We start from the raw sequence: 10,838 nt of genomic DNA, 5'->3' as shown, positions 1-10,838 counted from the left end.
AATAGGTCAAGGGTACATTACATCTTCCTCTTCGAACCTCCCGACGATACGCAGAGAGTGCCATGACGCCCCGTCACCGTATCTTCACGACCAAGTTCGCCAGCGTCTATCCACACTATGTGCAGAAGGCCGAGCGCAAGCAGCGTACGAAAGCCGAGGTGGATCAGATCATCTGCTGGTTGACGGGCTATGCTCCGGCGGAGCTGCAGCAGCAGATCGATGACGGAACGGACTTCGAGACATTCTTTGCGCAGGCTCCGGCCATGCATCCCAATGCGGCACGCATCACCGGCGTGGTCTGCGGTGTTCGTGTCGAGGATGTGGAAGACCCACTCATGCAGAAGATCCGCTATCTGGACAAGCTGGTCGATGAACTCGCCAGGGGGAAAGCGATGAGCAGGATCCTGCGATAAACGCACGGCCGGGCAGCGGCATCCAAGATGTCGGAGAAGTTCCGGTTTGCCGTCCGTTGCACTCACGTGCGTTCAGGTGCCTTCAGGTGTCTTCACGAGGTTCCCATGCTTGCCCGTCTCGCGTCGAGAATCGTCCCCACGTTGTGTCCGATACTGTTCATTGCGTCCGCTTCCTCTTCCACATCGAACTCCCCAGCGAAGCCGGTCATCCGGCCGGTTGCCACACTGCACACGGCCCGCGCCGCGCACACGGCCACCACACTGCTTTCGGGTCAGGTGCTGTTGACGGGGGGCATGGCGGATGGCGGCGGCAGCCTGGCCAGCGCGGAACTGTTCGACCCGGCGGGAGACACGCTGCAGCAACTGCCTCCTCTCTCGCAGCGCAGGGCCGGACACACGGCTACGCGGCTTCCTGATGGCCGCGTGCTGCTCGCGGGTGGTTACAACGGGGAATATCTCGCATCCATCGAGATGTTCGAACCCTCCACGCGCCGCTTCCGTGAAGTGGGTTCGCTGATGGTGGGGAGAAGTGGCCATACGGCGACGCTGCTGCCCGATGGACGAGTGTTGTTCATCGGCGGTGTGGGAGAGGGCTGGGCTTTTCTCGCCAGCGCGGAGGTGTACGATCCGGAAACCGGCCGCAGCGAGTCCGTGGGGCCGATGCATGTCCCCCGCGAGGGGCACACCGCGACGTTGCTCGGGGATGGCCGTGTGCTCGTCGTGGGCGGCCATGCCGGGCGTCGTCAGAATATGGTGGTCCATGCGAGTGCGGAGGTCTTTCAACCCCGGACCAATCGATTCGTGCAGGCGGGTATGCTCCGCATGGCGCGGCACAAACACGACGCGGCCAGGCTGCCGGATGGCCGGGTATTGATCATCGGTGGAGCAGACCGGACCGATCGTACCTACTACGCATCCACCGAGATCTACGATCCCGGGGCCGCGACGTTCGAGCCCGGACCCTCGATGGCTCATCGTCGATACAAGATCACCGGCACATCGATGGTGCTGCCCGGAGGCAATGTGCTGGTGACGTCGGGAGCGCGGGTTGCCGAAGTCTTCGACGTTGCCGGCAGGACCTTTCGTGAAGTGGCCGGCGCTCTTCCCGACACCTATCATTTTGCGGCGAGTGCCATGCTGACCGATGGCGACGTCGTGATCACCGGCGGTTATTCGAACAACATTCGGAACACCGCGGGTGTGTGGCGATTCCGGTATCGGTGAGGGGCCACCATCACGCAGGACAACATCAGCCGATCGTATTCACCATGACGACATCGGGCAACTGGTTCCTCTGGGCCGCGCTGTCCGCGGTGTTTGCCGCACTGACGACCATTTTCGCCAAGATCGGCGTGCAGGGAGTCGACGCCGATCTCGCGACACTCATCCGCACGGTCATCATCCTGCTGGTGCTGTCGGTATTCGTCGCCGTCGCCGGAAAATGGAGCAATCCACTCGACCTGTCGTCGCGGACCTGGTTTTACCTGGGACTGTCCGGTCTGGCCACCGGCGCCTCATGGGTGTGTTACTTCCGCGCTCTGCAGAACGGCGACGCATCGAAGGTTGCCCCGGTGGACAAATTCAGCCTCGTCCTCGTCGCCGTCTTCGCGTTTGCCGTCCTCGGAGAGCGTCCATCGATGCGCGAGTGGGTCGGCATTGCCCTGGTCGCCGGTGGCGTGCTGATCCTGGCGTTGAAGAGGTAACCCGGGATCGTCAGGCGATACCCCGTCGCCGGCGTCGGAGAAACGCGGCCAGGCGACGCCACGAGAGAGCAAAGCCGGTATACACCAGCACCACACCGACAAACGAGACCAGCGTCGCGATGAGCTGACCGGTCACACCGAACACTTCACCGGTGTGACCGAACCGGTACCACGCCCGGATCTTGCGGCTGGTGCTGAGTGAATCGTAGTTCGACGTACGCAGCAGCTGTGCCGTCGACGCATCGAAGAAGTACTGATGACGAAGGTCGGGACGATAGGTATTCCCCTCGGCGACCGCAAACTGCAGGGCGCTGTCGGGCCGGGGAGGAATCGTGATGGTTATGGATTGCCACTCCGGTCTCGTCATGGTGACAGTCTGCATCATGCCGGCAAGAGGAACGAGGCTATTGCCCGGGCGTGGTTCCCCGGCTTCACCGGAGGGACGTGATGTGTTCGCTGTTCCCGGAGTCGAAGGAATTGCGGTCGCCGCGGCGCGTTCCCTGGGATTGCCGAAGTACTTGTCCAGCAATCGTCCCGGCCATTGATAGGAGATGAACATCGCGGTCGCCACGACTGCCGCCAGCGGGAGCGCCGACCAGATGCCCAGGCTGTTGTGCCAATTGAAGTCGCGCGCCTTGCCCGCGAGCCGCACATTGAAAATGGCTGCGGTGCGGAACGCGGCCGCCGAAAGACGTCTCGGCAACCAGATCACGAACCCCGTGAGCACGAGCAACAGAAAGGCGGCGTTGCAGGCGCCCGTGATGGCCCGGGCCAATGGACGGGACTCCCCGGTCACCCCCAGCCATCGATGCCAACCTCGCAGCCACGACATGAATGCGGCCGTCTTGCCCCCGGTCACCGGTGGTATCACGTCCGCCGTATAGGGATTCACCAGGAGGGACGGCCGCTCACGATCGCGGAAGCGGATCGTCACCGGTTCCTGCGCCCCCGCCTTGATCGCAATGCTGGCAATGGGGTCGGCCGAGGCACCGCTGCGAGCGAGCAACTGATCGACATCCAGGCGAGTCGCCTGCGCAGAGGGCACGGTCGCAACCGGCGCACCATCCAGGCTGGCGATCAACTGTCGCTCGAAACCGAGGAGCACGCCGGTGAGCGACATGATGAAGATGATGATGCCGCCGGTGATGCCCATGACCAGATGTGTCCAGAAGAACACGCTGCGGATCATCGAGAGACTGCGCGCCGTCATGTTGGCAGGGAAAAAGAATACCCGAGTTTGTTGATCGGAAATTATCATAAAGGGGATTTCAGGGCGCAATCCTGTACTTTGGGCCAATAGGCCCGTGCGTCGTATCACGCGATTGACTCAAAATGTTTGACACGCGCATGGTTCAGCGCAATTTGAATACATATGGACAAACTATGGAATTGGGGCGGTGATGGCTTTCTGCTCTTTCTGGCCGCGGTGGTGCTGGCCGGTCTGATCATCTGGCTCCGTCGGAACTGAACGGAGATCTCCGTCCGCATGCCTCATCGAATTCCACGCCGGGCTTTGCTCATCGTGGACGTGGAACCGGCTTTGCTGATCCCGACGACCAGGCATATCGTGCGAGACCGCTGCGATAGGCGATCCGTTCGTGTGCAGTCACAGACCTGCACTCCCGCCATCAGAGGAATGCAGAATACCCAGCGTGTCGGCGGAACAGAATGAAAGTCCATGGCCCGACGATCGTTGTCGGGCGCATGTCACGGTGAGTTTCTCCAGCACCCGCTCGTTGAGATCCCGAATCGCGGGAATCGTCCGAACGATGAGGTGATGACGGCGGATGATGAAAGGGGATGAAAGATGATCGCGCGGCACGCGGCGTGCATGGGTTCGGGCATGTGGTCCGCGCAACGGTGCGTGGATCACCGAGCAGAACCGATATCTCCGGAGTCAGACATGCCGAACTCTTCAAGGAACCCCGATCGCGATGAGCGCGGTCGTTTCGTGCGGGATGACGACAATGATCGTGGGTCACGCTATGGCAACTCGTCCTATCGGGATCGCGATGGACGTGATTCGGGATACTCCTCACGTGGATCGTATGACGACGACCGACGCTATGAGGACAACGCGTCCCGTCGCGGACGGAGCCACGACTATGGCGACGACGACGGTTACGAGGGACGTGGTAACACCTATCGGGACAGCAACGGCCGGTTTGCCAGTCGTGATGACGACGACGATCGCGATCGTCGGAACGCTCGGCACTACGATGATCGTTCGTATGCCTCCCATTCCGGCGGACGTGGCGAAGGTCGCGGCTGGTTCGGCGATTCCGAGGGACATGCGGAAGCCGCCCGTCGTGGCTGGGATGACCGTGAAGGATCACGTGGCATGAGTTCGCGTTCGCACGGCGATGATCGCGACGATCGCGGCTGGGGTGGTCGCAACGACGACCGCAACACCGGACGAGGCGGCTACAGCAGTCGCGATCGGGACGAGGACGACGATCGTGGTTCACGTCAGATGTCCCGCGGCGGGAACCGCGGCAATCAGGGTCATGGTGGCTGGTTCGGCGATTCCGAAGGGCATGCCGAAGCGGCGCGTCGGGGTTGGGCGGATCGTCGCTGACGAGCCCGACAACTGTATGCCGTCAACATGACTCAGGGGCCGGGATCATTCGATCCCGGCCCCTGAGTGCACCACGCGGTCGGTATGCAATCAGTGCTGAAGCGACTTCACCAACTCCGCCTTGTTCATGCGGCTGCGCCCCGCGATCTGCCGGGACCGGGCAAGATTCTGCAACTCGGCTTTGGTGCGTTCCGACAACGGACGATTCGGATTGCCGGTGCCCTGTGTCTTGTGTTGCGGTGTCTCACCATGTTCACGCCGCTGTTTGTTCACGGTGCGGGCCGCAATTTCCGCCGCTTTTTCACCGCTTCGGCCGCGTCCCCGGTAGCTGTCCTTGATGTGTTCGTATTCCCGTTCCTGTTTGGCTGTCCAGTTGGGCATCGTCGCTCCCTGATGAGGTGGGATCGTGTCACGGTGAGTGTCACTGTGAATGGTCTGCTTCGGGCCTGCCACAGCTCGTCTCCTGCAGCATTTGCGCCAGACGCCTGCCGGGGAACATGGCAGTCATGACACAGGACACATGCCATCCCTGACATCACATACAGCGCGCGATGTCGAGGCCCTGTATGGCACGCGGCTTGCCCTGCTTGGCGGCGCGGTCACGATGCTCTGATCAGCTCACTCTCCTCTGCGAGGTATCCATGCCCAACAACGGTGCGGTCCATGAAATTTTCGTCGACGAACTCCGGGATGCATACGACTTCGAGAAGCGCCTCGTGAAGGCTTTGAAGCAGATGGCCCGTTCGTCTTCCAATCCGGAACTGGAAGCGGCGTTTTCCTCACATCTCGAAGAAACGACGGGGCACGTGGCCATTCTCGAGGAGGTGTTCGAGCTCGTGGATCTCAAGCCCCGTGGCAAACACTGCGCCGGCATGGCGGGGATCATCGAAGAGGGCAGTGAAGCCATCGACGAGAAGAAGGACGAACCCGCGGTTCGCGACATCGCGTTGATCGGTGGGGCCCGCCGCGCCGAGCACTATGAAATGGCAGCCTATCTGATCCTGGTGGATCTGGCCACCGAACTGGGCTATGCCGACGCTGCCGAACGACTGCGTGAGATTCTCAACCAGGAGATGGCCTGCGACAAACATCTCGCGAAACTTGGCAAGACACTGGTCACCGATATGATGCACTCTCCGGCGCACACGTAGAATACACGGAGGCACACGTCGCGCACGCGCAGCCCATCCTGATACGCGATCTGCTGGAATGCGGCGCACTGGAGAGTTACGTGGGCTCTCCGGTGCGCAGCCGCTCATGCATGCGCTTGGTCAGTCGTTGCCGGATACGCCGGTAGGATATCCACGGATCGTCCGGATGCTGGGCAAGCCAATCCGGCACGGAGTGAATTTGGAGAGCACGGGGATCCTCGAGTGTCTCCAGAAGCTCCCAGGAAACAGGCATGGAGACGGGAAGGCCTGCCCGCGCACGCACGGAGAAGGCAGAGACCGTGCTCGATCCGCGTCCGTTCCGCAGGTAGTCCACGAAGATCCGCCGCACGCGGTTTTTCTCTCCCGATTTTGCGACGAAGAGTTTTGGCAGGGTGCGAGCCATGTGTTCGGCCGCCATGCGGGAGAATGTCTTGACGCTGTCCCAGTCGGCATAGGGTGTGAGAGGTACGACCACATGCAGCCCGGCACCGCCGGAGGTCTTCACGAATGCCGTGAGACCAAGTTCCTGCAGCAGGTCACGCATGAGACTCGCTGCCTGACGGACCTGCGGGAAGGGAAGCTTCGGATCGGGATCGAGATCGAAGATCATGCGGTCCGGACGTTCGATGCGGGTCTCGCGTGCGTTCCAGGTATGCAGTTCGATGGTTCCCATCTGCACCACACCGACGAGCGCCTGCACATTGTCGATCGCGAGCAGCGGCGCGTGGCCCGGGTCGAGCGCGGGATCCATCTGACGCACTCCGGGAATGGTCCGACCTGCCGCGTGTTTCTGGAAGAAAGTTTCGCCCGTCACACCATCGGGAGCCCGCAGCAGCGCCACCGGACGGTGCGCGAGATGGGGGAGGAGTTGGGGTGCAACGGTCGCGTAGAAACGGGCCAGATCGTGCTTGGTCGCGCCACTTTTCGCATCGATCACCCGATCCCCATGGGTGATCGTGATGCCGGCTTCCGTGGTGGATGCAGGACTCGGGGCAGGGGGCATGGACAGGGGCTCCTGACGTACGATCTCATCGACATTCCGGTCGGGGCGCAGGCCGATAAATGCCGCTTTGCGCAACATCCCGGCGGCAGTGAAACCGGCGTGTTCGACATCTACAATGAGTACCGGCTCAACCCATCGAATGTTGCGGGCATCGACCGGTGGCCGCGGCAGAGGGGAATGCCGTGTCCGGATGGCCTCGAGCGTCCGATGCAGCGCACGGAGTGTCGTTTCGGAGAAGCCCGTCCCCACGCGGCCGATGTACCGGAGTTCATGGTCTTCGTGAACGGCCAGCAGCAGCGCGCCGAAACCGGACCGTGTACCACGTGGAGGGGTGAATCCCACCACGATGCCTTCCTGGCGATGGTCGAATGTCAGTTTGATCCAGTCGTGCGAACGCCCGGACACGTACGACGAGCCGACCCGCTTGCCGACGAGCCCTTCATACCCGGATGCTCTGGCGGCCTGGAGCAATGCCAGAGGGTCACGGTCCACCCAGGTGCTGCCGACGAGCAATGAGGAGGAAGAATGGGCCAGAAGGTCCTGCAGTCTGGCGCGTCGGGTCTCGATGGGAAGTGAGCGGAGATCTCGTCCACGAAAGCGCAGGATATCGAAGACGACATATCGGATGGATGACGAGGCATGATCGGAAAGAGCCTGCTGCAGCAGGCTGAAACGGGAGATCCCCCGTTCGTCGAAAACGACGATCTCTCCATCGAGATAGGCGCCGGTGACGCGGAGACCGGCCAGCGCTTCGACGATGCCACCGAGTTTCTCCGTGTAGTCGATGCCATTGCGCGTATGGGCCAGCACATTCTTTCCGGAGAACTGCGTCAGCAATCGATAGCCATCGAGTTTGATCTCATAGTGAAAGGCGCCCGCCGGGGGCGTTTCGACCCAGGTCGCGAGCATGGGCGCGAGGAGCGCCGTGGATGGCCTCGCCATGATTCACACCCGATTCACACTGCGCTCAGCGGCCCTGCGCTCGCGCTCGTTTGGCGACGGACTTCGTGTCCGATCGTTTGCCTGCGGGACGTTTCGGGACCGGCTTCCGCTTCCGCTCTGAGGGAGGCAAGGCCCGTAGACTGTCCTTGAGCAGTGCGGCCAGCTCTTCGGTGGACGTGGGTGCCGCCAGACGTTTCGGGGGTGCGGCTTCGCCCTCGATCAGGTGAGTCCTGCCGGCTTTCACCTTGCGCTCCACCAGCGCTTCGACATCCTCACGGAAACGGTCATGGTATTCCCCGGGATCCCATGGCGCGGACATGTCGGCGATGAGCTTTTCCGCCATCTGCAGTTCCCGGGTCGTTACCCCCGCGGCTTTGGCGGTGGCCGGTGCATCGATGGCCGAGTCTTCCACGACTTCTTCTCCCCATCGCAGCGTCTCCAGGATGAGGAGTCGACCCAAAGGCACCACCGCAGCCAGGTGCTCCCGGGTATGAAGCACCACGCGCGCAATGGCAATGGTGTTCGTACGTACCAATGCTTCGCGCAGCAGCGTGTAGACTTTACTGCCCCGTCGATCCGGCGCGAGATAATACGGCGTATCGAAGAACACGAAGGGGACTTCGTGCTGATCCACGAAGGTCGTGATTTCCACAGTCTGTGTGGACTCCACATTGGCCCGCTTGATCTCCTCGTCCGCCAGCATCACGTACTGACCCTTGGCGTACTCGAAGGCGCGGGTGATGTGTTCGCTGGCGACCTCCTTGCCGGTGACCTTGTTGATCTTCCGATAGCCGATCGGGTCCGCCGTGCGTTTGTCCACCAGATCAAAATTCATCCCGCGTCGCACCGATGCGGCATGGAGTGTGACCGGGATATGCACGAGGCCGAAGCTGATGGCTCCTCTCCAGATGATGCGTGGCATGGTGGAGATCGGTTGCAATCCATATGCCATCGTCGCCCCGAGGCGTCGTGAAATGCTCTTCGGTGGCATGCCTCCTGCGAAAGAGTGATGTGGACAGATGGGTGCAGATGCGCCGACGGATAACCGCCGTACGGCTCCGCACCTCCCGACATACATCGCGATACACCTCCCGATACACGTCAACGCAGGAGCACACATGCCCCGTGAGCCCAAACCTCCATTCCCTCCCCAGCATCAGGAACGCCCCGGCATCGAAGCCCACATGACCCCGCGTCCGAGATTCGAAGGTGCACACTACCGTGCAGCTCAGAAGCTGCAGGGAAAGGTGGCCCTCATCACGGGAGGGGACTCCGGAATCGGTCGATCGGTGGCGGTGCTCTTTGCCCGGGAAGGTGCCAGAGTCGCCATCATTCATCTGAAGGAAGAACAACGTGATGCCGACGAAACACTGCAGCACATCACCGCTGCCGGTGGAGAAGCTCTCTCGATCGCCGGCGATATCCGGAGCACCACGTTCTGCGAACGCGCCGTCGCGCGAGTGGTGAAGGCGTTTGGTGCGCTCGACATTCTCGTGAACAATGCCGCATGGCAGGTTCGTCAGGATACACTCCCCGAAATCACCGACGAGCAGTTGGAGCGCACGATCGGCACGAACATTCTGGGCATGTTCTATCTGACGCGCGCCGCGCTGCCGCACATTCCGCGGGGCGGATCCATCATCAATACCGGCTCCATCACCGGTCTGGAAGGAAGCGCACATCTGCTCGACTATGCCACGACCAAAGGGGCCATTCATGCGTTCACCAAGTCATTGGCGCGCAATCTCGTGGAGCAGGGCATCCGGGTGAATTGTGTGGCGCCCGGACCCGTGTGGACGCCACTCAACGTGGCAGACAAGCCCGCCAGGGAGGTGGCCAGACATGGCGCCGATACCCCCGTCGGACGTCCCGCACAACCCGAGGAAATCGCGCCTGCCTATGTCTTCTTCGCCTCGTCCGGCGATTCCAGCTACGTCAGTGGGGAAGTGCTCACGCTGCTCGGAGGAGATGTGACGGCGGCATGACCGCCGCCGACCGGAAGCCAACGGAAACCCGGGGAGCCATCACGAACCCCCACAAAAAACGGCGGGATGTCGATCAACGACATCCCGCCTCGCGTCCTCGTTGCCGAAGCACTGAATCAATGGGTCAACTGGTTGCCTGACCGGCGCGTCGGCTCTGCTTGGATTCGTTGTGGTCAGCACTCTGACGTCGCTCCGACGAACTGCTCTGTCCTTCTGCCTTGTTCAGGCGGATCTGATTCTGCACTTCCTTGACACCGGGTACACGTTCGGCGATATCCTCGGCCAGACGCTTCATCTGGCGATCATTCGTGGTGCCTGTGAGGGTGACTTCGCCATCCTGTACTTTGACTTCGATATCGCTGGCGTCGAGCGCGCTGTGCTGCTCCAGTTGGACACTGAGGTCTTCCTGGATACGCTCGTCCGACCGTTGCCAGCCCTTGGGGCCGCGACCCCGGAAGTCCTGGGATGACATGCCCGAGAACCGGACGTCGGAGCCCGAGAACATCTGGCCTTCCCGGCGCGGATCGCGCAGACTGCCAAAGCCGTCCTCGAGATACTCCGAGCCATAGGAACCGAAATCGCGGCGTTGACCGCCGTCCATGAAGTCCCGGCCATCATGCCGGCGTCCCCCACCGTACGAGGGATAGCCCGATGCGCCCTGATAAGCGGAGGTCGAACCCTGATAACCATGGTTCCGCTGCCGGGGATTCATGTCGGCGCGGAAGTCGGAACCGTCGGCCTGATTGGCCCATCCGTTGCGATAGCTCTGACGGTGGGCACTTCGATCGTTGGCTTCCCAGTCGTCGCGACCATACTCTCGCGAGTATTCGTTTCTGTCGCGTCCCTGATAGTTGTCCCGGGGCATCAGATCGTCCGCCGAGCGGTAGCCACCGTACGGGCCATTCCAGTCGTCCGGTCCCCGTTGCCACTGGCGATCGTCGCGTGAGCCATCGCGAGTCTCGTAGGAGAGATCCCGGTCCTGCCGCCCCGAGCGGGAATCGTTCCCTCCACGATATGAGTCACGATCGGGATACTGATTATAGTGTTCGCGTGCCATGTGTCG

11 protein-coding genes are annotated in these 10,838 nt (G+C 61.8%); 6 read left to right on the top strand and 5 right to left on the bottom strand.

What is annotated here, in order from left to right; translation table 11 throughout:
* Positions 1-62 precede the first annotated feature (62 nt).
* The 3 genes from WG208_RS11605 (at position 63) to WG208_RS11595 (ending at position 2,116) form a co-directional block, all read left to right on the top strand.
* Positions 63-413: a DUF2200 domain-containing protein gene (locus tag WG208_RS11605; RefSeq protein WP_337171524.1), complete on the top strand. Its 351-nt coding sequence runs from the start codon at positions 63-65 to the stop codon at positions 411-413.
* Positions 414-518: 105 nt separating this feature from the next.
* Complete coding sequence (locus WG208_RS11600) at positions 519-1,637, top strand: kelch repeat-containing protein (RefSeq protein ID WP_337171523.1); 1,119 nt, start codon at positions 519-521, stop codon at positions 1,635-1,637.
* A 44-nt stretch (positions 1,638-1,681) separates the two neighbouring features.
* Positions 1,682-2,116 (top strand): EamA family transporter, encoded by a 435-nt coding sequence (locus WG208_RS11595; RefSeq protein WP_345786996.1) that lies wholly within the window; start codon positions 1,682-1,684, stop codon positions 2,114-2,116.
* 10 nt (positions 2,117-2,126) lie between these two features.
* On the opposite strand, the gene WG208_RS11590 is transcribed toward WG208_RS11595, so the two are convergent.
* Positions 2,127-3,326, bottom strand: a complete 1,200-nt coding sequence (locus WG208_RS11590; RefSeq protein ID WP_337171521.1) for a PepSY-associated TM helix domain-containing protein — start codon at positions 3,324-3,326, stop codon at positions 2,127-2,129.
* Positions 3,327-4,019: 693 nt separating this feature from the next.
* Between WG208_RS11590 and WG208_RS11585 the strand changes: the two genes are divergently transcribed.
* A complete protein-coding gene (locus WG208_RS11585) occupies positions 4,020-4,694 on the top strand; it encodes a hypothetical protein (protein WP_337171520.1) in 675 nt (224 codons plus the stop codon).
* Positions 4,695-4,784: 90 nt separating this feature from the next.
* On the opposite strand, the gene WG208_RS11580 is transcribed toward WG208_RS11585, so the two are convergent.
* A complete protein-coding gene (locus tag WG208_RS11580; protein ID WP_337171519.1) occupies positions 4,785-5,075 on the bottom strand; it encodes a Rho termination factor N-terminal domain-containing protein in 291 nt (96 codons plus the stop codon).
* Between the two features lie 260 nt (positions 5,076-5,335).
* Here WG208_RS11580 and WG208_RS11575 point away from each other — a divergent pair, with 260 nt between their 5' ends.
* Entirely contained in the window at positions 5,336-5,845 is a 510-nt protein-coding gene (locus tag WG208_RS11575; protein ID WP_337171518.1) for a ferritin-like domain-containing protein, read from the top strand.
* Positions 5,846-5,921: 76 nt separating this feature from the next.
* On the opposite strand, the gene ligD is transcribed toward WG208_RS11575, so the two are convergent.
* Positions 5,922-7,790 (bottom strand): DNA ligase D, encoded by a 1,869-nt coding sequence (ligD, locus tag WG208_RS11570; protein WP_337171517.1) that lies wholly within the window; start codon positions 7,788-7,790, stop codon positions 5,922-5,924.
* A 25-nt stretch (positions 7,791-7,815) separates the two neighbouring features.
* On the bottom strand, positions 7,816-8,712 hold the full coding sequence (locus WG208_RS11565) for a Ku protein (RefSeq protein ID WP_337171516.1): 897 nt from the start codon (positions 8,710-8,712) through the stop codon (positions 7,816-7,818).
* A 196-nt stretch (positions 8,713-8,908) separates the two neighbouring features.
* Between WG208_RS11565 and WG208_RS11560 the strand changes: the two genes are divergently transcribed.
* On the top strand, positions 8,909-9,775 hold the full coding sequence (locus WG208_RS11560; protein WP_337171515.1) for an SDR family oxidoreductase: 867 nt from the start codon (positions 8,909-8,911) through the stop codon (positions 9,773-9,775).
* A gap of 124 nt (positions 9,776-9,899) precedes the next feature.
* On the opposite strand, the gene WG208_RS11555 is transcribed toward WG208_RS11560, so the two are convergent.
* Positions 9,900-10,832, bottom strand: a complete 933-nt coding sequence (locus WG208_RS11555; RefSeq protein ID WP_337171514.1) for a BON domain-containing protein — start codon at positions 10,830-10,832, stop codon at positions 9,900-9,902.
* Positions 10,833-10,838 lie beyond the last annotated feature (6 nt).

Origin of the sequence: Gemmatimonas aurantiaca (assembly GCF_037190085.1) — a bacterium.
Taxonomy (GTDB): domain Bacteria; phylum Gemmatimonadota; class Gemmatimonadetes; order Gemmatimonadales; family Gemmatimonadaceae; genus Gemmatimonas; species Gemmatimonas aurantiaca_A.
The sequence above is the reverse complement of the archived record's forward strand: the minus strand, read 5'-3'. Positions and strand labels throughout refer to the sequence as shown.

Bases quoted from the DNA above. Each gene is read 5' to 3' on its own strand.
- WG208_RS11595 (WP_345786996.1), top strand. From the start codon at position 1,682: ATGACGACATCGGGCAACTGGTTCCTCTGGGCCGCGCTGTCCGCGGTG.
- WG208_RS11600 (WP_337171523.1), top strand. From the start codon at position 519: ATGCTTGCCCGTCTCGCGTCGAGAATCGTCCCCACGTTGTGTCCGATA.
- WG208_RS11580 (WP_337171519.1), bottom strand. From the start codon at position 5,075: ATGCCCAACTGGACAGCCAAACAGGAACGGGAATACGAACACATCAAG.
- WG208_RS11590 (WP_337171521.1), bottom strand. From the start codon at position 3,326: ATGACGGCGCGCAGTCTCTCGATGATCCGCAGCGTGTTCTTCTGGACA.
- WG208_RS11555 (WP_337171514.1), bottom strand. From the start codon at position 10,832: ATGGCACGCGAACACTATAATCAGTATCCCGATCGTGACTCATATCGT.
- WG208_RS11560 (WP_337171515.1), top strand. From the start codon at position 8,909: ATGCCCCGTGAGCCCAAACCTCCATTCCCTCCCCAGCATCAGGAACGC.
- WG208_RS11565 (WP_337171516.1), bottom strand. From the start codon at position 8,712: ATGCCACGCATCATCTGGAGAGGAGCCATCAGCTTCGGCCTCGTGCAT.
- WG208_RS11575 (WP_337171518.1), top strand. From the start codon at position 5,336: ATGCCCAACAACGGTGCGGTCCATGAAATTTTCGTCGACGAACTCCGG.
- WG208_RS11605 (WP_337171524.1), top strand. From the start codon at position 63: ATGACGCCCCGTCACCGTATCTTCACGACCAAGTTCGCCAGCGTCTAT.
- WG208_RS11585 (WP_337171520.1), top strand. From the start codon at position 4,020: ATGCCGAACTCTTCAAGGAACCCCGATCGCGATGAGCGCGGTCGTTTC.
- ligD (WP_337171517.1), bottom strand. From the start codon at position 7,790: ATGGCGAGGCCATCCACGGCGCTCCTCGCGCCCATGCTCGCGACCTGG.